Genomic DNA, 22,647 nt, shown 5'->3' with positions numbered 1-22,647 from the left:
ACGGAGTCCCATGACCGATTCGGCTGTCACCGCCCGCCAGCTGCCCCGCGACCACGGTCTGCCCCGGGAGACCGTGGTCGCGGCCCAGCGCGACCGCATCCTGCTCGCCATGGCCGAGGCCATGGCCGAGAACGGTTATGTCGGAACGCCGGTCGCCGCGGTCATCAAGCGCGCGGGCGTCTCCCGGGAGACCTTCTACGAGCAGTTCCGTTCCAAGGAGCACTGTTTCGAGGCCGCCTTCGAGCGGACGGTGGAACTCTTGCTGGCGGGCGTGCTCGCCGCCAGCACCGAGGGACCCTCGGACGAGACCCAGGTCGAGCGCATCGAGCGGCTGCTCACCGCCTATCTGGATGCCCTTGCCGCACAACCGGCCTACGCCCGGCTGTTCCTGGTCGAGGTGTACGCGGTCGGCGCGGAGGCCATTGCCCGCCGCACCCAGTTGCAGGAGACCTTCGTGGCCATGGTCGCCGACACCCTGGGCGCGGAGACCGAGGAGCAGCGTTTCGCCTGCCAGACCCTGGTGGCCGCGCTGAGCGCCATGGTCACCGCGCGGGTCGCGGTCGGCGATCTGGACGGCCTGCGCTCGCTACGCGAGCCGCTGCTCGATCTCATCCGGCGCAGCGGTGAACTCTTCGGCAGCGCGCCGCTCGGCGCGTGAGGCGCGGCGGCGCAGCACCGCCAGCGCCAGCCCCGCGACCGCGGGCAGCACCGCGGCGAGTGTGAGCACGGCGGGCGTGCCGAGGCCCGCGGCGAAGGCGTCCAGCAGCGTCATGGCGCCGAAGTAGAGGAACAGCAGACCCGAGCCGATGGCAATGAGCCGTTCGGGCAGATGCTTGCCGACCGTCACGCCGATCAGAATGGCCAGCCCACCGGCCGCTACCATGCCGACCACCGAGCCGATCCACACCGCCAGCCAGCCGTTCTTGGTGGCCAGGGCCATGGTCGCGAACATGGTGCGGTCACCGAGTTCGGCCAGCAGGAACGCCGACAGCACCACGAAGAAGGCGGACCGCGACTTGGCCTGCGGTGCGGCGGATTCCGTCTCGTCGGCGGCGGCGTGGCCCGGCAGGGTCTCGCGCAGCGTCCACAGGCCGACGATGATCAGGGTGGCGGCCGCGAACGCGGCGATGACATTCGTGGGCAGCGCGGCGCCGAGGAAATGCCCGACACCGACCGCAATGAGGTTCACCAGGACGCTGGCCGCCGTAATGGCGCTGAGCACGACCCACCACCGATAGCGCAGCGTGAAGGTCAAGGCCATCAGCTGCGATTTGTCGCCCAGTTCGGCGAGAAACAGCGCGCCGAAACTCAGCAAAATCGTGGTGATCATTTCTTCTCAGCTCCAAGGTCTCCGGCCTGTCAGCTGAGAATGCGGGGGCGCTTCAGCCGACATCCCGCACCGGTAATCGGTTTGGTCGTCATGGCCGAAGGTCTCGCCCACCGGGTGATTCCGGTTCACGCAGCCGGATCCCACGGGGGGTCAGTATGTCGACTGCATGATTGGGGGCTACTCCCCTTCGCTGCCCGCCACTCTATCGGGCAATTCCGGCACGCGCAAACGCGCGTAATCGAAATCGCAATGCGCACAATAAGTTTGGGGTAACTGCCGCGATTTTTCGGGAATCCTCATTCGTACTTTCCCGGTGCCCTCACGCGGCCAGCAGCATGGCCAGAACCGCGGTGTCGGGATCGCTGATCGGGTCCACGCCCACCCGGCTGACCATGGAGGTCACCGTCCCGTCGGAGTCGGTCTCCACCCAGGCCGCCCGATGCTCCAACCCCAGATGCGGCAAGCCCGGCAGCAGCAGGCACCCGGATGCGGCGCCCAGGCACTCCGGCAGGCTCGGCCGCGTCTCACGCGGCGGATGCAACATGATCAAGGCCGGTGGCACATGTTCGGCAAACTTTCCGGGCGCCAGCGCCTCCTCCCCGAGCACCGTCCCCTCCGCGATCACCAGCCCCACCATCCCCGGCTGCGGCTCGTCCGGTAGTTCTTCCCGCGCCCCGAACACCGTCGTGGTCGGCAGCAGCCCCGGCAGGCTGGCCACCCGCACCGCGAGCATCAGGACCTGCGCCCACTCCTTGGTGGAATCCGGCCACCGGCCGGAGATCACGAATCCGCGCAGCGATCCGCGCGCCTGAAACGGCATGACACCGATCTGGTCGCTCATCACGTGCCTCCCGAACGATCCGGGGGCGGCTTTGCCCGTCCTATTTCTGGATACCCAGGTTGTACCCACAATGAACTGGCACACAAGTACCAATGAGTGCCAGCGCTGCGGGGCGAACGACAACGGCCCGCGAACCGGTGGGTTCGCGGGCCGCTCGATACTGCGGGGCCGGGTCAGCCGAAGATGAGGCCCTTGCCCTGGTTCACGGCGCGGGCGAAGCGGTCCTGCACCTCGGCCCAGTTCACGACGTTCCAGAACGCCTTGACGTAGTCCGCCTTGACGTTCTTGTACTGCAGGTAGAAGGCGTGCTCCCACATGTCCAGGCCGAGCAGCGGGATGATGCCGAGCGGCACATTGCCCTGCTGGTCGGTGAGCTGGAAGGTGAGCAGCTTGCCGGCCAGGGTGTCGTAGCCCAGCCAGGCCCAGCCGGAGCCCTGCAGGCCGTTGGCGGCCGCGGAGAACTGCGCGACGAACTTGTCGAACGAGCCGAACTGGTCGTCGATGGCGGCGCCCAGATCGCCGACCGGCTTGTCGCCGCCGTCCTTGGACAGGGTCTTCCACCAGATCGAGTGGTTGACGTGGCCGCCCAGGTGGAAGGCCAGGTTCTTCTCGTTCAGGAAAATGGCGGCGTGATCGCCGGACTCCCGAGCGGCCTCCAGCTTCTCCAGCGCGGCATTCGCGCCCGCGACGTACGCGGCGTGGTGCTTGGAGTGGTGCAGCTCATTGATCTGCCCGGAGATGAACGGCTCCAGGGCGCTGTAGTCGTAATCCAGATCTGGCAGCATGTAAACAGCCACGATGTCCCTTCCTCAGTGTCGGGGCTAGCGTGCTCACCGGCGTTTGCCGTGGCACTCAACCTTCATTCGTACACCCGCTCGGGTGCAACCGGGCTCTGCGCCCCCGCATTCCGCATGCGGAAGGGCCGCACCGCCGATTCGCGGTACGGCCCCGGTGCGTATTCACGCCAGTGGCGTGATCATGCCACGGCGGAAAGCTACAGCGGCGGCACGATATTCGGCTTCTGGGTGCGCGGGTCGTTGGCATCGTGGGCCTGCCACCAGCGCACGCCACCGGCGATGAACTCGTCGACCGGAATGGCATTGCCCTGCTTGTCCTGCACGGTGACGCCCTCGAACCACACCCGCACATCGAGTTCGCGCGGGTCGATGCCCTCTTCCTGGGAGAACTCCAGCATGTGGGCGGCCTGCCGGTCGCTCAGCTCGGTGTCGAAGCTGAGCAGTTTGCGCCACTGCGTCCAGGCATTGTCGTCGAGGTCGAAGAATTCCCAGCCGTGCAGGGCGCCGCCGCCGAAACTGCTCACCGCGTCGTGCAGGCCGTCCACGGCGAGCGGCAGGATGACCGGTTCCAGATCGTCCCAGCGCTGCATGCGGAACGAGGCCGCGACCCGGCTGACGCCGGTGAGGGTCAGATACACATCGCAGTCGTCCGGCGGCGGGCCGTCGACGGGCAGGGTGAGGACGTCGAGTTCCAGCCGGAGCGTGCCGGCCGCCGCGTCGACATCCACGCCGAGGCAGGTGGCCTCGGAGAGTGCGGTATTGAGTCCGGTGATATCCAGTCCGTCGAGTAGCCCCCTGTGCGCGGTCATAGCGCCAGGCTACCGACTCGTCCAGGTAGGTCCAGGGATTTCCGATTTTCGCGCGCCGACCGGCGCGCCTTCGACTTGTGCACCAGACATACAAGGACAATCGGGACAGGTCTGAAGCTGTGGATCAGGTTGTGGATTATGTGGATAACTCCCGGCCGGAGTCATGCACACTGGACAGAACTCCACAGCTCCGCGACGCCCGTGGCAGGATCGAAATGTGACCAGTCCCCATGTCCCCTCTGTACCGATCGACGCCGTGCCTGCGGAATTCGATGCGGCCGAGCCGAACATGGACACCGCCCAGCTGCTAGATGTCCGTGAGGACGACGAATGGCAGCTCGGGCACGCGCCGGGCGCCGTCCACATTCCCATGGTCGACGTGCCCGCCCGCCTCGACGAATTGGATATCGACGCCGAGATCTACGTCGTCTGTCGGCAAGGCGGGCGCTCCATCGAAGTGGTGAAGTACTTGAACAACATCGGCTTCGAGGCGATACAGGTCAACGGCGGCATGGTCGCCTGGCAGCAGACCGGCCGCCCGCTCGCGGGCGACGGCGCAGAGCCGAAGATCTACTAGTGAACGGGGGACACGTGGCCGACTCGCGCTCGCCGGTCGTACAGCCCTGCGCCCGCTGCGGCGCGCGCTGGGCCGTCCAGGGCAAGCCGCTGCACTGGTGCCCCCGCTGCCACGGCGTACTGCTGTCACCGGCGCCGGTGGACGCGCCGCCGGAGCGCCGCAACTACCGCTGGGTCGCGCGACCCCCGGGCCGTAAGGGACATCCCGATCGGACCTCGCCGCGCCGCGCGGCGAATCCGGAAACCCCGCGCTACACCGGGATTCCGCGCTGGGGTCTGCAGGATCGTCCGGCGCAGCCGGTCACCGCACCGCAGGGGCGGCTCGAGCGGCTGGCGACGCGAATCCCCCTGCTGCTCACCCTCACCGCCGCGGTCTTCGGCGTGGCCGCCCTGGCCGAACTGCTCCGCTACGGCATTCTGCTGCGCAATCGCACCCGGCTGATCCACCCCTGGCTGCTCTGGGGATCGGATGCCGCCGTGATCTTTTCGGCCGTGCTGGGCCTGCTGCTCGCGCTGGTCGCCGCGCTGGCGCTGGTGGCCTGGCTGACCGCGACCCGGCGGGCCGCGTATGCCGATGCCGGGAAACGGGATCCGCGCTCGCCGCGCGCGCTCGCGTTGGGCTGCTTGGTGCCCGGGGTGAACCTGGTGCTCCCGGGCGTCTTCCTGACCGAGGCCGCACGGCTGCGCGGTGCTGATCGCCTGCTGCGGGTGGTGCGGATCTGGTGGAGCGCTTGGGTTCTGAACGGTGCGGTCGTCGTCATCGCGCTGCTGTACAAGTGCGCCGGATCCCTGCAGGTCGAAGCGGACGGCGTGCTGTTCACGGTGGTGACGGATCTGATCGCCGCCGCCGTGGCGGCGCTCACGCTGTGGGTGGTGCGGGCCTTCGCCGGACGGGATCTGCGGGGCCGCGAACTGGCCGTCAAGCGCTGGTTGATCGCGCCCGCCGGGGCGGAACCGGTTATCGAACCGGTGCAACCGGGCGCGGCCGCCGACGCCTCCGGTTCCGCCGGGCGCGCGCCCGCCGCCGCCGTCGGGAATGATGAGCTCGGAGCATTGAATCCGGATGCCGCGCCCGCGAACTCCGGCGGTGCGCCGGACCGCGAGCAAGAGGAGGTATTGGCGAAGTGAGCTCGGCCAATCGCGCACCATTCGTGGTCGCGCATCGGGGGGCGTCGGCGGCACGGCCCGAACACACCCTCGCCGCCTACGATCTCGCCTTGCAGGAGGGCGCCGACGGCGTCGAATGCGATATCCGCCTGACCAAGGACGGCCATCTGGTGTGCGTGCACGACCGCACCGTGGACCGCACCTCCAATGGCACCGGCGCGGTCAGCGAGATGACCCTGGACGAGCTCGAGGCCCTCGACTTCGGCGCCGACGGCGAACCCGCCCCCATCCTCACCCTGGCGCAGCTCATCGAGCTGGTCCTGGATTGGAAGAGCCGCCCCACCAAACTCTTCATCGAGACCAAACACCCCGTCCGCTACGGCGCCTTGGTCGAGACCACGCTGCTGAACGAATTGCAGCGCTACAACATCGCCACCCCCGCCTCCGCCGACCACTCCCGCGCGGTCGTCATGTCCTTCGCCGCCACCGCGGTCTGGCGCATCCGCCGCGCCGCACCCCTGCTCCCCACCGTCCTCCTCGGCGAATCCTCCCTCTACTTGGCAGGCGGCGCCGCAACCACCGTGGGCGCCACCGCCATCGGCCCCTCCGTCCGCGCCCTGCGCGAACACCCGGACCTGGTAGACCGCGCCGCCGCCGCAGGCCGCGCCACCTACTGCTGGACCGTAGACGACGCCGACGACATCAAACTCTGCGCCGACCTCGGCGTCAGCTGGGTCGCCACCAACCACCCCTGCCGCACCAAGTCCCTGCTCACCGCCGCATAACAACCCCATCCGGCAACGGCTCCAGGGCCTTCCGCAATTCGTGCGCAGACACGCGGAGCCGCCAGCGATACCGCCACGGCGGCTTCACCGTCAGCAACTCGGCGAAAGCGGTGACCCGCCTTGCGTTCCCACCGACGTGTTTCAGGTCGGGCGTGATCACGCAACCCGAATCGACTTGCCGGGCAAGCCGATACAGCATCCCCATCCGATCCGAATTCGTGTTGTCCACAACGAGAACGTGAGCAACCCGAAGGTTCAACGCTTCCGCTCGCTGCCGGGCATAGAACTCCGCCCAATCCAGATCCGCCTTACTGGTCAGCAACGGCCGGAAGATATAGACGATCGCTTTGTCCTGAATCTGCGGTTCGTCGCTCACATCAGCCCCTGTCGTCGTGGTGGGGCGACTCGGGATCGGGACGACTGCACCGTCCCCGAGCGCTATCCAAACGCTATGGAGCGACGCAGGCTTATGACCAGCGGTTTGTAGATGTTTGCACAGGTTCCCTGCAAACCATTGACCTGACCTGCGAATCAGGAACACGCTCATATGCGAGCTACCAACAACTCTGATCGGGAGGTATCGATCATGCTTCTGCGCTTCCTCGGAGTAGACACCCGTAACAGCGGGTCACCGACCCTGTACGCGTCAGAGCGAGATACGTACATCGTCCTGGGATGGGAAGTCCCAGAACAAGACTCCCGAAACATCGAGATTCCACATCGCTTGTTGACCTACCTCGAAGAAGGGACCTGCCTCGGTACCCTGCTCCACGACACCGGACACGGGACGTTCCTGCTCGAAGGCGAACCTGTCACCGATCCGGCCGCGTTGGAAGCGATCAACTCCTCGGCCGGGGAACGCAGTATCGAGGTACCGATGGGAAAGGAAGTCCGTCCTGACGATGCAACTACTCAGCGCTGACGAACACGAGCAGTTGTTCAGGGACTGTCGGCATCGTGCATTTCATCTAGAGGTCCAGGACAGCTACGCGGTCGAGGATGAAGCCGAGGCATTGGCGAAGTTCCTCGAAACCGGTGAGTTCGAGTACGACCCGGAGTGGCGGCACTGGGACGACCTCATGCTCGAGGTCACCGAATCAGGTCGTGCGGTGCAGCGGGTCCGTGTGGTGACCGAACCGCATACCGACTACACGCGGTTCCTGTATGCCACGACGGGAAGCAACATCGACTCCGGTGAGGACATCCGTTGGCTTCCACGCCATGCAATCGATCCGGCCGAGCTGACAGCAGACGATTGGTGGCTGTTCGATGATGACACCGTAGCGTTCACGGCCTTCAGGCCTGACGAAACCCTCGGCGGATTTGCTGTCACTCATGACCAGGGGATCGTCGCCTACTGCGGCTCTGTCCGTGATCGCGTATGGGGTCTCGCGACACCTCACGCGGAATACCGAATCAAGTAGTGAGCAGCGTCCAGCAAGCACGAGAAACACTCGGCGCGCGACTTCGAGAACTCCGAAAGCAGTCCGGCTTGACGGGCCTGGAGCTGGCCAGGCTCGCAGGCTGGGACAATTCCAAGGTTTCTCGTTACGAGCACGGGAAACAAATCCCAACCGAGCAAGACATCCACACATGGTGTGCTCTGACCGACGCGCCTTTTCAGGTGGCCGACCTGATCGCTTCCGTCCGAAATGTCGAAGCCGCCTGGTTGGAGTGGAAGCGTATTCAATCCCACCACGCACAACGGAAGACCGCGCAGGTTGAGACCGATTCCAAGCTGATCCGCGGATATGACCCCGACCTGATTCCAGGCTTGTTGCAGACCCGCGACTACGCCACGGAGATTCTCAGGGAGTGCATCCAGTTCGTAGGCGGCCCTGACGATCTGGCCGCCGCCGAAGTGGCGCGGATGGAGCGCCAGCAGGTTCTCCGCAAGGGGACGAGGCGTTTTCACTTCTTGGTCGCCGAGCAGGCGTTGTACACGACGGTTGGATCGGATGCGATCATGGTCGGCCAGCTCGAACACCTCGAAGCTCACGTTCGTTCATCACGGCTTGCTGTGGGGGTCATCCCGCGAACAGTGCAATTCCGCTGCCCCGTCACAAACTTCCTGATGTACGACGTCCGACAGGTTCACGTGGAGACGGCCACCGCAGAGCTGACGATAACCCAGCCGCGCGAGGTGGCCTTGTACGAGAGGGCATTTCGGATCTTGGTCCGGCAGGCCGTCAAGGGAGAGGTGGCTCTGGAACTGATCCGCGAGGCCCTCGAGATTCGATCTCGCCAGGACCTCGGCCCTGGTGCCTGACGGCGGGTCAGCCCATAGGGTCGTCGCCGGTGGGTTCGATGTAGTCCGCGAACGGGGCCGGGTAGCGGCCCCAGCGGGTGCACTCCCACTGGCCGTCGGAGAACGGGAGCAGTTCGATGGTCTCGGTGTTGTCCAGGTGGTTGTTGGCCGCGAACAGGCGTGGGACGCCGGTCAATTCGCGGGACACCAGGCGCATGGCGGCGCCGTGGCTGATCAGGAGGACATCGCCGTCGTCGCCGTCGGACAGGTATTCGTCGCGCAGGCGCTCCAGGGCCGGAACGTATCGGTTCAGGACGTCTCGGCCGGATTCGCCGCCGGGTACGCGGGTGTCGAGGTCGCCGAAATGCCAGGAGTGGTAGATGTCCTGGAAGGTCTCGTGCGCCTCGCGGGTATTGAGTCCCTCGAGATCGCCGAGCTGAACTTCCTGCAGTCCGTCGAGGATCTCGAGCGGCACGCCGGTGGCGGCTTCGATGTAGCCGCCGGTCTGTCTGGCGCGCAGCGCTTCCGAGCAGAACAGCTTGCGGGGCGGTTTGCTCAGGTTCGAGCCGAAGGTCTTGGCCTGCGCCACACCGCGTTCGGTGAGCGGCAGGCCCGGTAACCGGGTGTCCAGGATCTTGGCGACATTGCCCTCGGTCTCACCGTGCCGCACCAGGACGAGTTTGCCCGTCACAGGTCCGCCACCCCCTTCCTCAGATCGGCCAGCCAGGCCGCCGCCGGTTCATCGGCGGGCGGCGGGGTTCCGGTCGGCGCGGTGGTCGGCCAGGATCCGAGGTAACGGACCCGGTCGGCCGTGCGGTGCAACGCCTTCAGCGCTTCGGCGACCGCGGCGTCGTCGATATGTCCGACACAGTCCAGGTAGAAACGATAGGTGCCCATACCGGTGCGGGTCGGTCGCGATTCGATACGGGTGAGATCGATGCCGCGCGCGGCGAATTCCGCGAGCGCGCGCATGAGCGAACCTGGCTCCTTGGCCAGTTCCAGCACGATCGAGGTGCGATCGGCCCCGGTGCGCGGCAGCGGCGGCTGCGGCGGCGCGACCAGGACGAAACGGGTCACCGCCTGATCATGATCGGCGACCCCGGAGGCCAGCACCGACAGGCCGAGACGCTGTCCCGCCAGCGCGGTCGAGACGGCGGCGTCGGCGTGCCCGGCGGCCACATCCTCGGCGGCGGCGGCATTCGAGGCCGAGGTGTAGAGCTCCGCCTCGGGTAGTCGATGCGCCAGCCACATGCGGACCTGCGCGGCCGCCACCGGATAGGCGGCGACGCGCCGCACATCGGCCAACTCCGTGCCGGGCCTGCCGAGAATCGTGAAAGCCACATCCAGTTCGGTCTCGGCCATGATCTGCAGCCGCGGCCCGACAGCCAGCGCGTCCAGGGTGGGGGCGATCGAGCCCTCCACCGAACTCTCGATCGGCACCACCGCGCCCTCGACGCTCGCGGCCCGCACCAGTTCGATCGCCGCGCCCTGGCTGGCCGCTGGGACACGCTCGACCGGCCCGCCGAACATTCCGGCGGACTCGAGTTTTGCGAGGGCCATCTCCGTAAAGGTTCCCGACGGCCCGAAGTAGGCGATACGCGGCACGGCTACGACATTACTTGCGGATCCGGAGTCCCCTCGCGGTTTGGCCGACTCCTCAGTAACTCCACACCCGATCAGTCGGCGAGGACGGCGAGCGCGGCGTGCACGGCGTCGGGATCATTCGTCTCGACGGCGACCAGGACGCCGCGCAGCGCTTCGACCGCGGGCGGCTTCAAACCCTTGACGAATTCGATGTCCGGTGAGGTCAGCGCGGCGCGAATGTCCTCACCGCAGAGCGCGGCGACCGTGGCGGCGACGAGGGCCAGCGCCCGCGGACCGGAGTCGGTGCGGGCGACGAAACCGGTGTCGCCGTGCGCGATTCGGACCAGGAATTCCGATACGGCCTCGTCGTCGGCGGTCGGCTCCAGGACCGCGGCGGCGGGCACGGCGCCGATCGGGCGCACCAGTCCGTCGAGCAGGGTCGGCGCGGCGTTCTTCCCGGGAACGGTCAACTGCATGAGGACCGGTTCGGGCGCGGGAGCGGAATCGTGCGGCACGAGTTTCACCGTATGCGAGCCCATGGGTTGCGCGAGATCACACTCTCACTTAGCTTAGGTTTACCTAATTTCCTCTCGGAGGTGTGTATGCCCCACGCGGCACCGGCCGTCGCCCCCAATATCGCCGAACGCGTGCACAGCGCCTGCGCCCACGCCGAGAGCGCGGTGCTGGCCCTGCCCGGCCTCGATCCGGTACCCACCTCGGTGCACCTGCTGCGGCAGTGCGGCGACATCGTCGTCGCGGTGCCATCCACCTCCACCGCCAATCTGCTGGTCGGCGGCACCGGAACCGCGGGCTCGCCCGCGGTCCTGGAACTCACCGACCACGCCCCGCTGCCGCTGCGCGAACCCGTGCGCGCCCTGGTGTGGCTGCGCGGCTGGGTGCACGCGGTGCCCGCCCACGCCCAGCGCGCCCTGGCCGCGGCCGTCGCGGAGGATCATCCGAATCCGGCGCTGCTCGATATCGGCCACACCGCCACGCTGCTGCGCCTGGTGGTCGACTCGGCCGTGGTCGCCGATACCGCGGGCGCGGATGCCGTCGACCGCGACCAGCTGCGGGCCGCCCGGCCGGATCCGTTCTGCGCCATGGAAGCCGCCTGGCTGCAGCATCTGCACGCCGATCACGCCGATGTCATCGACCGGCTGGCCCATCACCTGCCCTCCGATATCCGGCGTGGCGCGCTGGTCCACCCGCTGGCCATCGACCGTTACGGCGTGACGCTGCGCGTCGAGGCCGCCGAGGCCGACCACGACATCCGGCTGTCGTTCCCCTCGCCCGCCGACGATGTCGAATCCCTCAGCCGCGCGGTGCAAGCGCTCGCCGTGGATCCGTTCCGCCGCGGCCTGCACCGCATCTGAGCGCAGGCCGCAACCGGCCGCCGCGCCCGGCGGCACCTAGATTGACTGCCATGTCTTCGGCAGCCGAGCCCGCGTCCACCACCGCATCGGAGCAGCGGGCCATCCGCCTCGAGATTGCGGTGGTGCTGATCGTCACCTTCGGGCTGAGCGGGGCCAATGCGGCGCTGTCGCTGCTGGAGAGCGCGCTCTCGCCCGGCGGGGTGGGCGCGCAGACCATTGCGCTCAACCCCTCGCGCGCCGCGCAATCGGCCATCGACCTGCTGTTCCAGTTCCTGAGCGTGGCCCGGCTGCTGGGCTGGGCGGCGCTGGGGCTGTACCTGTTGTGGCGCAGCGGGATCGGGCCGCGCCTGATCGGGCTGGCCGCGCGGTTGCGCTGGAAGGCCGATGTACTGCCCGGACTCGTGCTGGCCGCGGTGATCGGAATCCCCGGCCTGGGGCTGTATCTCACCGCGCACGCCCTGGGCGTGAGCGTCACCATCGTCCCCGGATCGCTCGAGTACTGGTGGCGCCTGCCCATGCTGGTGCTCACCGCCTGGGCGAATTCGGCGGCCGAGGAAGTCCTCGTGGTCGCCTATCTGATCACCCGGCTCCGGCAGCTCGGCTGGTCGGAAAACCGGTCACTGCTCGCGTCCGCCCTGCTGCGTGGCAGTTATCACCTTTACCAGGGTGTCGGCGGCGGGCTCGGCAATGTGGTGATGGGCCTCATCTTCGGCCGATACTGGCAGCGCACCAACCGTTTATGGCCACTGCTGCTGGCCCACGCCCTCATCGACACCATCGCCTATCTCGGCTACGCGGCCCTGCGCGGGCATGTCTCCTGGCTGCCGTGATCCGATCGGAATGAACCCCCCGGACGGTTCGATCAGTAGCATCATCGGTGATGAACGGCGACGAACCCCAGCACAATGCACGGATGCGCCGGGAGCCGCCGCCGGGCTGGGCGGGTAGGCCGCCCCGGCCGAATCCCGGGCCGCCACCGCAGGCCCGCGGTCCGCGACCCGATTCGCTCGGGCCGACCAAGCGCCTGCCGCGCGAGGAAGCCGGTCCGGCGCTTGCCTATTCGCAGACGCCCACGGTGCGCAATCCGCGCAATCAGCCGCCGCGGCCGCCGCAACCCCCGCAGCCGCCGGTTCGGGAGCGGCAGCAGCCGCCCCGCTATCCGGACCGTGAGCGCGCGCCCATGACGCATGCGCCGACCCAGCAACCGGTGCCGTATCGGGAGGCGACTTCCCCGCCACCGCCGCCGTCGCCGCCATCCCGGCGCGAGCGTGGCGGTAAGCCGCCGCGGGAGCCGCGAAAGCGCAGATATCGGTTCCGCTGGGGGCGCATCGTTCTCATGCTGCTGGTGGTGCTGCTGTGCCTGCCCGTCGCGGCGGCCATCTATTTGGACCGGAATCTGGAGCGCATCGATGTGCTCACCGATTACGAAGGGCGCCCCGGCGACACGCCCGGGACGAATTGGCTTTTGGTCGGGTCCGACAGCCGGTCCGGGCTCACGGCGGAGCAGGAACAGGAACTGTCGACCGGCGGGGAGGTCGGGTCCGAGCGGACCGACACCATTCTGCTGGTGCACATTCCGGAGTCCGGGCAGCCGACGCTGGTCAGCCTGCCGCGCGATTCGTATGTGAGCATTCCGGGCTACGGCAAGGACAAGCTCAACTCCGCCTTCTCCTTCGGCGGCCCGCGGCTGCTGGTGCAGACGGTGGAGGGTGCGACCGGTCTGCACATCGACCATTACGCGCAGGTCGGATTCGGCGGCTTCGCCGATATCGTCGATGCCGTCGGCGGTATCGACATGTGCCTGGACCAGCCCATCAACGATCCGCTCGCGGGTATCGATCTGCCCGCGGGCTGCCAGAAGCTCAATGGCGCCAATGCCCTCGGCTTCGTGCGCTCACGCGCCACCTCCACCGCCGATCTGGAGCGCATGCTCAATCAGCGAAAGTTCTTGAGCGCCCTGCTGAAGAAGGCGTCCAGCCCGGCCACGCTGGCCAATCCGTTCCGGTCCTGGCCGCTGATACAGGGCTTGACAAAGGCTTTGAAGGTGGATGACGGAGATCACGTCTGGCATCTGGCGCTACTGGGCAAGGCGCTGAGCGGCGATCCGGTGGCAACCACGGTCCCCATCGGCGGGTTCACCGATACGGATGTGGGCAATGTGCTGCTCTGGGACAAAGACCGCGCGAGCAGGTTCTTCGAGGCCCTGGAAACCGACCAGCCGATACCGTCGGACCTGATCACGACGGTCGGGAATTAGGGGTAAACCGGACGCCCGTTTTAGGTAATACTTGCCTCAATAAGGCTGTGCTCAATAAGGTTGCACTTGGATGACACGCGGTATGACCAGGGCTAATGTCTCCCCCATGTCCACCCGCACCCAAACCAAGCGCAGCAAGTTCCACTCCCTGCTGCAGGATCAGATCCGCAACGAATTCAATACCGAACACCAGTACATCGCCATTGCACTGTGGTTCGACAATGCCGATCTGCCGATCCTCGCGAAGTATTTCTACAAGCAGGCCGTCGAGGAACGCAATCACGCGATGATGATCGCCCGCTATCTGCTCGACCTGGATATCAGCGTCGAGGTGGCGAACACCGATGCCGCGAAGTCCGAATTCGCGAATGCCAAGGAGCCCATCGCACTGGCGCTCGCCCAGGAGCAGACGGTCACCGAGCAGATCATCCAGCTCGCCAAGACCGCCCGCGAAGAGGGCGACTACCAGGGCGAGCAGTTCCTGCAGTGGTTCCTCAAGGAGCAGGTCGAGGAAGTGGCGACCATGCGCACCCTGCTCACCGTGGCCGAACGGGCCAGTGCGAACCTGTTCGATCTGGAGAATTACGTATCCCGCGAAATGAGTTCCCCGAGCGATGCGTCCGGCGCTCCGCACGCCGCCGGCGGCGCACTCTAGATTTCAGGACAACAGCCCCGGTCCCTTGCGCTGGACCGGGGCTGTCGCTGATCTACCGGGGAAGGTCGATCATTCCTTGGAGAGGCTGCTGGAAAGAGTGCTAACGAGACTCTTGATCAGCTCGAGAATGGCATCCATTGTTTTCTCCTCATCACTGCCCGAATCGGTTTCCCGGTTCGGCCCCCGACCTTCTGGGGTGATGAGAACGTAACCTAGAACAGGTTGCGAAAAGGCTGTTTTTCAAAAAATTCCCCGGCGAAAACCGCGGGTCGCCCGCAGCGGATCGGAATCCACCGGCGAGCGGCCCGGAAGTCGCAGCTCAGAGACTCAGCGCAAGGTCACCTGGCGCGAGCGCAGACCATCGCGAGAGCGACGCTCCTCGGAGGTCAGCGGCGTGTCGTTCTTCAGCGCGTCGGCCAAGCGGGCGCCGAATTCCCGTGCGGGAGCCTCCCATTCGGTGGCGTGCTTTTCCGGATCGAGATCGAAGACCGGGACCAGCAGGCCGTGCGTGCGGAAGGAACCCGCGAACCGCGAACCCTCGCCCAAGTGCAGGCCGCCCGCCGCGTGCAGCCGCGCGAGCGCCAGCATGAGCGCATCCTCGTCCTCGGGCCGCACCCAGCGCACATGCGCCTTCTCGCCCGCGTCCACCCACCAGGCCGCGCCGATACCGTCGGCGCCCAGATTTAACCGGGCCGAGGGCATGATGGCCTGATTGGCCTGCTCGATGGTGGCGGCCACCTGCGGATCCGGCGTCACGCCCTCCGGCACCCACCAGTTGAAGTCCTGGTGCACGGTCAGATCGAGGGCCGCGCCCGCGTCGAGAACCTCCGAAAGACTCGGCACGCCATCGGTACTCGCGGCGGCAAGCGAATCTCCCGGCTCGGCGGACTGGGTCCACAGGATCGCGTTGGCCAGATCCGCGGCCGGATTATCCGACTGGAACTGCACCTGCGTGCCGACGAAACCGGTCGCCTCGTCTCCGGCCCGCACCAGCGCGGCCACCGCGCCGGGCAGCACGGTGGCGAGGGTGACGGCCCGCTCGGCGGCCACATTCGGTGACAGCTTCAGCGTCGCGGTCGCGGACGGCACGAACTCCCGTAGCGCGACGAGATCGCATTCCGCGGCCAAGCCCTCGAACGGGCGCGTGACGGTCTGCGCGGCCTGCTCCTGCGCGGCGCGGCGCGCGGCCAGCTTCTGCGCCCGGTTGCTGTCCGGCTTGGGACTATTCCGCTTGCTCTTACCCATGATGCGGCAGCGTAGCAGGCAGGGGCCTACTTCCCCGCTTTGACCTGCTCATTTGCTTTTCCTGACTATTCCCTGCTTATCCCCCGGAATCCAGCCGTTTCACCAGCTGTTCCGGGAAATCTCCGGGATTCTCGGCATACGATACCGGGGTATAGGTGGCGGTATCGTGTGTCGCGCTCAGGGTTTAGCGGTAGCAAGGCCGTCAGTCGATACGCTTCGCGCATGACTCTGACACAGCCCGGCGCGACTGTGATCGCTGGAGCGTTGGCGGTCGTAGCCGCCTCAGTTGCTTACGTCGGCATCCTTACGACAGTCAGAGCGCAGCGCCAAGCTGGACAGCGGGCGCAGATGATCGAGCAGATTCTTAATACTGTTGCTGCGCTGGAGGTAGCAGCCTCAACGGTGAACGTACTACGAGCGACGGCGCCAGATTCAGAGCCATACAACCAGTTCAACCAGCGGGCGGTGGATGCTGTGCAGAACCTTCAAGTCGCCACCGCGAAACTGGAGCTATACGAGTTCTCCGCAGCGGCCGAAGCGGCCCGCGGATACGTCACCTTGGTCATGGGGCAATGGGTCGAGACGGACCACAAGCCGAGCGACAAGCAAATCCAAGATGCGCGCGAACTCGCACGCTCCTGTCTTGTGAGCGCAAGGAAGACAGCGGAGAAGTCCAAGCATGCAGCAACTCACGTGTGTTCGAGCCCTAACTCGGTGCATGTCAGCAACCGCTAGCGCCGTTCGATCAGATATTCGAGGCGCCCGGTTCGGCGAGAACCGTTGAACCGCAGCGGCTCACCGATGACGGACCAGCGCTGGCCGCGCCAGTCGACCGGCGCCTGTGCGCCCAGTTCTACGGAGTACCCGCGTGCGATGCGGAGCCGATAGGTCTCGCGTGTCGTGAATCCGAGTTCGTTGTCCTCGGTGCTAGCGAACGGCTGCACCGAGGCCCGCACCACCACACCGACCCGTGACGGTCGGGTGATGGTGTTGCCGTCCACATCGGTAATGGTCTCGGTCGTGTAGGCAGTCACCTCTTCGTTGCCACGATCCAGCAGGCTCACCGGTCACCTCCGCTCATCACGATGCGGTACCAGTCCGCGACCGACAGCCCGAGTGCATCCATGACCGTTTGCGCCGAGGTTCGCCGGAATCCTGCCTCGCATAGCCAGGTGTCGAGATCTGCGACGTATGCGCGAATCTGGAGCGCCGCATTCGATCCCACGCAGACCTCTGGTTCGCGGAACTGATCCGGGAGCCGCTCCAGCACGGCTCCCAGGTCTCCGCCGGTTGACTCGTTACGCCGAGTGACCATCGGTCACCACCTTGAATCGTGCCGACTTGGCCGCATCACGCCGAATCTCCGTGAGTCGAGCTGTCTTCGCCTCGCGCTGTTCGGCGGTTTCCGGTAGATCCAGGCGCGCGAGCATCCGCACGAGCGCTTCGCGTTGAAGCCGAAGCTCGGGAATCTCCGGTGCCGAGACAGGCTGTCCTTGAGACCCTTTGACACGGAGGTCCCCCTTGTCGACCTCGGCCTGAAGACGGTCGATCAGATCAGCGGTCCGGCAGATGTCCTCAATCACGGCGGCGCGGTGCGGATCCTGGGAGAAGTCGAAGACTTCGTGCAGTTCACGCCACAGCCGGGAACCGTGGGCTCGGAGCCCGCGCGGGGCTCTCGGGACGGTGGACGCCTTCTTGGGCATTCAAACCTCCGTTCAAACAGGGGTAAACACGGCCCGAACTGGGCCGATTGCGAAAAATGAGGGTTTCGGGATGCTCCGGCGAGGGTGGCCGCAGTACCGGCCGATCCAGGCATGCCGGGGATGGGGCTATACCCCCTGGGTGCCCATAGCCGACCGTATCCCGCTGGGGTGTCGAGGGTTCGGATACTTGGCCTCCCCGAAAGGCTGGACCGTCTTCCCATTTGCCAACCTGCCCGGACTCGATCAGGACCTCACCGGCTGAACGGTGTGCTCTGCCAACTGAGCTAAGGGGCACAGATAGTCCATCTTGAAAGCTGGACGGTTGAACGAGGCTATTGCAATAATCCATCAGCACTGCGAAACCCTGGATTGCATCCAGACCTCAAGGGGGAGAACGAAAAACGATGAGGCGACATACACTCATGGCAATGGCGCTGCTATGCGCGTTCGCCGTTTCGGCGTGCTCCTCCGACAACGCCAAGAGATCCAACGCACCAGTTCTCATCACTCCGGTCACGACCCAGGCTCAGCAAGCTGTCACGACAACGACCAAAGCGGCACCTGCGGTGTCGTTCCCCGATGACCCACGAGGCCAGCTCGACAAGCTGGTGTACGAGAACAAGTGGAAGATCTACGACGGAAGTAGAAGCGTGCTCCCCCTGACCGATCCGGCCTACAAGAACCCCCTGCGCTACCCGTCATATTTGGTACTGGAGGAGTGCAAGCGAATTTTCAACACCAAGTACCGACCAAACTCGCCCTCCCAGTGGATCGAGCACATATTGGCCAAGGACACCAAGTCGAGTCCGGACCTCGCGGCAGTGCTGCAGGCAGGCTTCCCGCTGCTGTGCGATGAGAATGCGAACGCGGCGATGCAGCGGTACCTGTCAGGAGATATCGAGCGTTGGTTCGGTGACAGCACATACATCATCGGATACGGCCCGGACCAGATGCCGCCAGGCACCTACCGTGCCGTCCCGAAGGAAGGCGCCACCGTGATCAAGGACGGTTACTGGGAAATCACCAGTCCGTCTGGCGACATAATGGACAACAACTTCGTCAGCTCGGCGCAACAGATCACCATCACGATCCCGGTGGGCGCAGGACAGTTCCAGAGCAGTCGAATCGGCATATGGAAGCCGGTCTAATAGCCCCGCGCATGTGATCTCGCCCGAAGGGGGAATGCCGAGGGACCACCCTCAACCTCGGCGAGAACCACCTGAACCCCTTCAGTCCACCTATCCGCCAGCGTCCATCATCCGTTGGCGGAACATCTCGGCCACAGAATTGGCCCGCTGGCGGGCCCTCAACTCGGGATGGACAATTCCGTATACGGTCACGCTGCCTGGATCTGGCGACGAAGTTCTGCTGCTACGTCCAGGGTCTTCAGCCGCAGCGGCACCCCGGCATAGGCGGCGTAGACGAACGGCATGAGAGGCTGAAGCGGCTTGTGCGAGTCGGTGCCGTGCCACAGCGAGTTGAAGTACTGCGCCATACGATGCGCTTGCTGGGGCTCGGTGACATCGCCGAGTACATAGGCGTTGTCGAGCTGGGCGGAATATTCGCTAGATGCGCCGAGTTCGTAGCCGAGGAAGGTGCCCAGCCGGGCGAACGCACCCCAGATCGGCCGGAGTGCTTCCGCTCCCAACTTCCACGCCTCGACGGCATTGTGCTGGGCCGTGGTGAGATTCAGAACCGAGAGATGCCGATCCGCAAATTTCGGTAGATCGGCAGCGCTCTCGTTGAGCCGATGGTCGGCAACAACTTGGTTGAACACGTCTGCGAGTCCGGATTGGAAGTCGTCTGCCGCCTGCGCCATAGAGCGAGCGATGCGGTTGGCTACTGTGTCGTTCTCAAACTGCCGGAAATCGTTGTCACGCCGAGCGGTTTCGAGATTCAGCAACTCGATCAGCTCGCCACGGGTCTGTGTGTAGTCCTTCGCGGCCACGGTGCGGAGTTGGGCTTGCTTGGCCTGGATTGCCTGGATAGCAGTTCGTTCTTCGTCGCCGAGCTGCCGGACGAGCTTGATCTCTTCGTCGAGATCGTTGGGGATGGCGATACCGAGAGCGCGGATGTCCTGTACGAGGTTTCGGAGGCTACGGGCGAGATCAGGGGATTTGAGCATGTACGTTCTTCCGTTCGAGAAATGGTGGCGTGCAGCCGTTTAGGCAGCTAGTGGGTTGATCCGGGGTGCCGCTCGGCAGGGCGGTATCTGCGGGCTCGCAACTCCGCTCTGCGGATGTGGCCCTCTGCGGAGGACTTCCGCGCATGGCAGCGTCTACACGCAGCACGGAGATTCGCCAGGGAATGGTCATTGCCTCGGTGGATGTGGTCCACGTCGGTAGCTGTGCCGAGGCAACAGGGTCCACCGATCCTGCATCGATAACCGTCGCGGCGAAGGATCGTCGACCGCAGCCGAGGCCAATCCGGCGGTAGGTGTTCACGTCGCTGGGACGTGGACCAGTTCACGCCGGGATCTCCGGTGGCGCCGGGCGCTGATAGCGCCGTTTCCAGAGTTCGTAACGCTTCTCGTAGTCCTCCGACCAGAGCTGTCCGCCCCTGACACGAACGGCGTTGTCGTACGCCCTGTGCTTTTCCATCCATGCCTCGAATCGGGCACGGATCTCGGCTTCGGTGGGCTTCGTCCTGTTCAGTTCAGTCGTCCTTTCATTGGTCGTCTTCCGCCTACACAGCGTTGGGATTCGTACTCCAGTGACCGTGTTCGGATATGAACTCGGCTCGCTTGCGCCGCTTATAGCGGCGGGAAGCTGCGCGCTTGCATTCGCGGCACCTCGGGTATCCGTATTCCAGAAGCGTGTTCTCGACGGTTCGAGGGTGTCCACAGTTGTATAGGGTCGCCATGCTCGGTTCCTCTCGTGGTTGTCCGGGCATCGTCCATCGAAGAACCGCAAACAAAAGGCCCCGGAAATGATCCCGGGGCTCTTCGGATTCGGCGGTTACCTTCTCACGGCTCTACCTTTAGTGATTCAACGTCTACATTTCGCACGCTGCAGCCACCCAACCTTCCGTGGTTTACGTCATAGTTTTGCGACTTGAGTCGCTGCCGGTACCGTCGTTGCCGAGCGTTTCGCAGCTTCCGCCTGCATGCGAGCGATCCGCATACCCTCGGCTGACCGCCTCTCTTTCGGATACCTGCGGTTCGTATCAGGCACCAGTTGCAACTACACGCGGGCTCATATCCGGGCGTCAAGGGAAGTCGCTCGCCGTCCGGGCCGGTCTCGCCGAACTCGCAATACCATTCCCCCGACCGATCCAGCGGCAGCGGCCCACCACAGTAGATGCACTCAGTAGGAATCTCGCCACGACGCCCCACGGATTCCACGGTGAACCCATGGGCGCTGCGAACCAGATCGGACAGCTGCGGATTCCGCCGGCCTCTGAAGCGCTGGGGATATGAGTGCGACCGCGGTTCGTCTACCTCGTTCAAGACATAGTTTTGCTGCAAGAGTTCCTTCGGGAAGCTGAGGGCATGAAAAGGCCACGGAATCGTCCATGGCTCAGAGAATATGAATCGGGAATGCCGGATGCGCTAGCTCGTACGCGCCATCTACGGCCCCAACTTCATTGATAGCATCCCCACGAAAGAGTAGACAAGACGTTCTGCGATAAATCACAACAACTTCGAGTTATGTCGAATTAGCATTGACCCAGAACTCCAAGGACTGCGGAATAGAAACCACCGGTACTTGTCCGGCGAATGACCAGATGCACCTTCAGTATGGGTATCCGAGTTGAGTCTTTCTGGTCGCATCGATCCAGGCTCAGGCTCGTTCGGGACGTATCTCGCGAGCCTTGCGAATCAAGACGCGAGCATCATCTCCGTAGGCCGACTGATCAGCCAACGCCTTGAATGCCCGTTCGTACAGCACCAGCTCTCGCGGCTGCCTGATCGACAGTTCGGCGCTGATAGTCTCGACCTGAACAAGTTTCGTGTCATAGAACAGGAAGTTCGTTGTCTCGTAGAAGAATTCGGCTGTGCTGGGAACCACGCCGATCAGAAGTCGAGGCAGGCTCATCGAGTCAATGATGCGCTGAAGCTGGGCGCGTCGGATCTCATCGTCACCGATCGACGTGTACAACGCTGGCTCACCGATGAGGAAATGGAATCGGCCTACACCTTCGTGCAGGACTCGTTGGCGCTGCATATGCGCCTCTAGGGCCTCGCTGATGTCGTCGGGGCCGCCCAGGAACCGAATGCATCGGCTGAGCACCGCCTCGGCATAGTCGCGGGTCTGCAAAAGACCTGGTGGTATCAGGGCGTCGAATCCGCGTACGAGTCCCGCCGCCCCTTCGATCTGGATGCTCTGTCGCTGGCGGCGTGCATGTCCGGTAGCTGCGATGCGTCGCCACTCCAGGTAGGCGGCGGCTACGTTTCTCAGGGTTGCCGTCAGGTCGGGCAATGCCAGGTTGTTGTCCGTGAGCTGACACCATGTGGCTAGATCGTCCTCGGACGGCAGCTGTTTGCCGTGTTCGATCTTGGAGACCTTCGACGGCTCCCAGCCCGCTGCAGAAGCCAGCGCCCGGCCGGTCATACGCGCGGACACTCGGAGTTCGCGAAGACGAACCCCGAGTGCTAGCCGGGCATCGTCAACCTTGGGCACGGAGGTAGGTCTCGAACTCAATGCCCAACGGCCACAAACGGTCACGCACCTCGACACAGCGGGACACCAACACTGGATCTTCGGTTATCGCCCCTCCGGCCCATTCGCCTTCGGGAGTGAAGATCGAAAACGCCAGAACGGTGTCATCGAACAGCCACCAATCATCGACGGTGTACGCGTCGTCGCTCACCTGGTGACGTGGCAGATAGCGGACCTGCTCACCGGCCGCAACGTTACGGTCGGTGTGGTGCAGCAGAAACCGGGTGTAATCGGTGTGGGGTTCAGTCACAACACGTAGCCGTTGGATGCTGGTTCCTGCGTCGGTTACCTCCTTCACGAACGCGTCCCACTGCTGCCAATCCTCCGGATAGCTGGTCGGCTCACCCGCCAGGAACCGTTGCAGCTGCTCGTTCTCGGAGGCCACCCCGTAGGAGTCCTGAACTTCGAGGTGGAAGGCTCGTGCGTAGGTGCGGTAAAGGTCATCAAACTTGGGTCGATAGAGCATACGGGTAGCTCGCTTTCACAACGTCAACTTCGATCACGGTCTCGTGCGCGGGAATCGCCATGGTGGCCAACGCTTCCGAATCGGTCACGGGTCGTCCTTCGAGAGTGAAGGTACCCATGCCGCTGTCACGAAGCTCCGCCCGGAGGAACGTGCCGAGTTCTAGATATCCGAGTAGTTGATGTGGGACCTCGATGCAATGCGGCTCGCTGG

General features: G+C 65.0%; 29 protein-coding genes. 13 read left to right on the top strand and 16 right to left on the bottom strand.

All coding sequences use genetic code 11. From position 1 onward, the window contains the following. Positions 1–10 precede the first annotated feature (10 nt). On the top strand, positions 11–658 hold the full coding sequence (locus NC4_RS03890) for a TetR/AcrR family transcriptional regulator (protein ID WP_067532280.1): 648 nt from the start codon (positions 11–13) through the stop codon (positions 656–658). Here NC4_RS03890 and NC4_RS03885 read toward each other — a convergent pair. The 4 genes from NC4_RS03885 to NC4_RS03870 all read right to left on the bottom strand — a co-directional run bounded on the left by NC4_RS03885 (position 587) and on the right by NC4_RS03870 (position 3,777). Then, positions 587–1,330, bottom strand: coding sequence for a TMEM165/GDT1 family protein (locus NC4_RS03885; protein ID WP_067532278.1), 744 nt, complete (start codon positions 1,328–1,330; stop codon positions 587–589). The genes NC4_RS03890 and NC4_RS03885 overlap by 72 nt on opposite strands. A 319-nt stretch (positions 1,331–1,649) precedes the next feature. After that, positions 1,650–2,171 carry a peptidase gene (locus NC4_RS03880; RefSeq protein ID WP_067532275.1) on the bottom strand — a complete coding sequence of 174 codons (522 nt, stop codon included), beginning with the start codon at positions 2,169–2,171 and terminating at the stop codon, positions 1,650–1,652. Between the two features lie 173 nt (positions 2,172–2,344). Next, complete coding sequence (locus NC4_RS03875) at positions 2,345–2,968, bottom strand: superoxide dismutase (RefSeq protein ID WP_067532273.1); 624 nt, start codon at positions 2,966–2,968, stop codon at positions 2,345–2,347. 197 nt (positions 2,969–3,165) lie between these two features. Next, positions 3,166–3,777, bottom strand: coding sequence for a hypothetical protein (locus NC4_RS03870; protein WP_067532272.1), 612 nt, complete (start codon positions 3,775–3,777; stop codon positions 3,166–3,168). 217 nt (positions 3,778–3,994) lie between these two features. Between NC4_RS03870 and NC4_RS03865 the strand changes: the two genes are divergently transcribed. From NC4_RS03865 to NC4_RS03855, 3 genes are read left to right on the top strand one after another with little or no spacing between them, the layout of a single operon-like run. After that, a complete protein-coding gene (locus tag NC4_RS03865; protein ID WP_084528427.1) occupies positions 3,995–4,354 on the top strand; it encodes a rhodanese-like domain-containing protein in 360 nt (119 codons plus the stop codon). After that, on the top strand, positions 4,354–5,481 hold the full coding sequence (locus NC4_RS03860) for a DUF4328 domain-containing protein (RefSeq protein WP_067532270.1): 1,128 nt from the start codon (positions 4,354–4,356) through the stop codon (positions 5,479–5,481). Before NC4_RS03865 ends, NC4_RS03860 begins: the two co-directional genes overlap by 1 nt. After that, complete coding sequence (locus tag NC4_RS03855) at positions 5,478–6,245, top strand: glycerophosphodiester phosphodiesterase (protein ID WP_067532267.1); 768 nt, start codon at positions 5,478–5,480, stop codon at positions 6,243–6,245. The genes NC4_RS03860 and NC4_RS03855 overlap by 4 nt, the downstream gene beginning before the upstream one ends. On the opposite strand, the gene NC4_RS03850 is transcribed toward NC4_RS03855, so the two are convergent. After that, positions 6,232–6,621 carry a hypothetical protein gene (locus tag NC4_RS03850; protein ID WP_067532260.1) on the bottom strand — a complete coding sequence of 130 codons (390 nt, stop codon included), beginning with the start codon at positions 6,619–6,621 and terminating at the stop codon, positions 6,232–6,234. The genes NC4_RS03855 and NC4_RS03850 overlap by 14 nt on opposite strands. Positions 6,622–6,831: 210 nt before the next feature. Here NC4_RS03850 and NC4_RS03845 point away from each other — a divergent pair, with 210 nt between their 5' ends. Genes NC4_RS03845 through NC4_RS03835 form a run of 3 tightly spaced genes read left to right on the top strand, consistent with a single transcriptional unit; the run spans position 6,832 to position 8,514 of the window. Then, positions 6,832–7,167 carry a hypothetical protein gene (locus NC4_RS03845; protein WP_067532257.1) on the top strand — a complete coding sequence of 112 codons (336 nt, stop codon included), beginning with the start codon at positions 6,832–6,834 and terminating at the stop codon, positions 7,165–7,167. Next, positions 7,148–7,669: a DUF6879 family protein gene (locus NC4_RS03840; RefSeq protein WP_067532254.1), complete on the top strand. Its 522-nt coding sequence runs from the start codon at positions 7,148–7,150 to the stop codon at positions 7,667–7,669. The genes NC4_RS03845 and NC4_RS03840 overlap by 20 nt, the downstream gene beginning before the upstream one ends. Further along, positions 7,627–8,514 (top strand): helix-turn-helix domain-containing protein, encoded by an 888-nt coding sequence (locus tag NC4_RS03835; RefSeq protein WP_067532251.1) that lies wholly within the window; start codon positions 7,627–7,629, stop codon positions 8,512–8,514. Before NC4_RS03840 ends, NC4_RS03835 begins: the two co-directional genes overlap by 43 nt. A 7-nt stretch (positions 8,515–8,521) precedes the next feature. Here the strand turns inward: NC4_RS03835 and NC4_RS03830 are convergent, their stop codons facing one another. From NC4_RS03830 to NC4_RS03820, 3 genes are all read right to left on the bottom strand, one after another. Continuing rightward, positions 8,522–9,184 (bottom strand): histidine phosphatase family protein, encoded by a 663-nt coding sequence (locus NC4_RS03830; protein ID WP_067532249.1) that lies wholly within the window; start codon positions 9,182–9,184, stop codon positions 8,522–8,524. Beyond that, the gene (gene pheA / locus NC4_RS03825; protein ID WP_067532247.1) at positions 9,181–10,098 is read right to left on the bottom strand and encodes a prephenate dehydratase; all 918 of its coding nucleotides are present in this window, start codon (positions 10,096–10,098) and stop codon (positions 9,181–9,183) included. The genes NC4_RS03830 and pheA overlap by 4 nt, the downstream gene beginning before the upstream one ends. 71 nt (positions 10,099–10,169) lie before the next feature. Continuing rightward, positions 10,170–10,592, bottom strand: coding sequence for a hypothetical protein (locus NC4_RS03820; RefSeq protein ID WP_067532419.1), 423 nt, complete (start codon positions 10,590–10,592; stop codon positions 10,170–10,172). Between the two features lie 87 nt (positions 10,593–10,679). Here NC4_RS03820 and NC4_RS03815 point away from each other — a divergent pair, with 87 nt between their 5' ends. From NC4_RS03815 to NC4_RS03800, 4 genes are all read left to right on the top strand, one after another. Next, complete coding sequence (locus tag NC4_RS03815) at positions 10,680–11,450, top strand: DUF2470 domain-containing protein (protein WP_067532244.1); 771 nt, start codon at positions 10,680–10,682, stop codon at positions 11,448–11,450. 50 nt (positions 11,451–11,500) lie between these two features. Next, on the top strand, positions 11,501–12,280 hold the full coding sequence (locus tag NC4_RS03810) for a CPBP family intramembrane glutamic endopeptidase (protein WP_067532240.1): 780 nt from the start codon (positions 11,501–11,503) through the stop codon (positions 12,278–12,280). A 50-nt stretch (positions 12,281–12,330) separates the two neighbouring features. Next, positions 12,331–13,707, top strand: coding sequence for an LCP family protein (locus NC4_RS03805; RefSeq protein WP_084528425.1), 1,377 nt, complete (start codon positions 12,331–12,333; stop codon positions 13,705–13,707). A gap of 106 nt (positions 13,708–13,813) precedes the next feature. After that, on the top strand, positions 13,814–14,362 hold the full coding sequence (locus tag NC4_RS03800) for a ferritin (RefSeq protein ID WP_067532234.1): 549 nt from the start codon (positions 13,814–13,816) through the stop codon (positions 14,360–14,362). Positions 14,363–14,689: 327 nt separating this feature from the next. Here the strand turns inward: NC4_RS03800 and NC4_RS03795 are convergent, their stop codons facing one another. Then, positions 14,690–15,610, bottom strand: coding sequence for a DUF5926 family protein (locus NC4_RS03795; RefSeq protein ID WP_157554240.1), 921 nt, complete (start codon positions 15,608–15,610; stop codon positions 14,690–14,692). A gap of 219 nt (positions 15,611–15,829) precedes the next feature. Between NC4_RS03795 and NC4_RS03790 the strand changes: the two genes are divergently transcribed. Next, positions 15,830–16,342, top strand: coding sequence for a hypothetical protein (locus tag NC4_RS03790; RefSeq protein ID WP_067532229.1), 513 nt, complete (start codon positions 15,830–15,832; stop codon positions 16,340–16,342). Here NC4_RS03790 and NC4_RS03785 read toward each other — a convergent pair. Genes NC4_RS03785 through NC4_RS03775 form a run of 3 tightly spaced genes read right to left on the bottom strand, consistent with a single transcriptional unit; the run spans position 16,339 to position 17,310 of the window. Then, complete coding sequence (locus NC4_RS03785; RefSeq protein ID WP_067532227.1) at positions 16,339–16,671, bottom strand: hypothetical protein; 333 nt, start codon at positions 16,669–16,671, stop codon at positions 16,339–16,341. The two genes, NC4_RS03790 and NC4_RS03785, sit on opposite strands and share 4 nt — an antisense overlap. Further along, a complete protein-coding gene (locus NC4_RS03780; protein ID WP_067532224.1) occupies positions 16,668–16,877 on the bottom strand; it encodes a hypothetical protein in 210 nt (69 codons plus the stop codon). The genes NC4_RS03785 and NC4_RS03780 overlap by 4 nt, the downstream gene beginning before the upstream one ends. Before the next feature lie 28 nt (positions 16,878–16,905). After that, positions 16,906–17,310, bottom strand: coding sequence for a hypothetical protein (locus tag NC4_RS03775; protein ID WP_067532221.1), 405 nt, complete (start codon positions 17,308–17,310; stop codon positions 16,906–16,908). Positions 17,311–17,732: 422 nt separating this feature from the next. Here NC4_RS03775 and NC4_RS03765 point away from each other — a divergent pair, with 422 nt between their 5' ends. After that, a complete protein-coding gene (locus tag NC4_RS03765) occupies positions 17,733–18,458 on the top strand; it encodes an Rv1352/Rv1906c domain-containing protein (RefSeq protein ID WP_157554238.1) in 726 nt (241 codons plus the stop codon). 188 nt (positions 18,459–18,646) lie between these two features. Here NC4_RS03765 and NC4_RS03760 read toward each other — a convergent pair whose 3' ends face one another. From NC4_RS03760 to NC4_RS03750, 4 genes are all read right to left on the bottom strand, one after another. Continuing rightward, on the bottom strand, positions 18,647–19,435 hold the full coding sequence (locus NC4_RS03760; protein WP_067532215.1) for a hypothetical protein: 789 nt from the start codon (positions 19,433–19,435) through the stop codon (positions 18,647–18,649). Positions 19,436–19,482: 47 nt separating this feature from the next. Then, positions 19,483–19,914 carry an HNH endonuclease gene (locus NC4_RS38640; protein ID WP_218020900.1) on the bottom strand — a complete coding sequence of 144 codons (432 nt, stop codon included), beginning with the start codon at positions 19,912–19,914 and terminating at the stop codon, positions 19,483–19,485. A gap of 1,178 nt (positions 19,915–21,092) precedes the next feature. Next, complete coding sequence (locus NC4_RS03755; RefSeq protein ID WP_067532212.1) at positions 21,093–21,932, bottom strand: helix-turn-helix domain-containing protein; 840 nt, start codon at positions 21,930–21,932, stop codon at positions 21,093–21,095. Beyond that, positions 21,919–22,437 carry a DUF6879 family protein gene (locus NC4_RS03750; RefSeq protein WP_067532209.1) on the bottom strand — a complete coding sequence of 173 codons (519 nt, stop codon included), beginning with the start codon at positions 22,435–22,437 and terminating at the stop codon, positions 21,919–21,921. The genes NC4_RS03755 and NC4_RS03750 overlap by 14 nt, the downstream gene beginning before the upstream one ends. Positions 22,438–22,647 lie beyond the last annotated feature (210 nt).

The organism is Nocardia crassostreae (assembly GCF_001613405.1).
Lineage (GTDB): Bacteria > Actinomycetota > Actinomycetes > Mycobacteriales > Mycobacteriaceae > Nocardia > Nocardia crassostreae.
The sequence above is the reverse complement of the archived record's forward strand: the minus strand, read 5'-3'. Positions and strand labels throughout refer to the sequence as shown.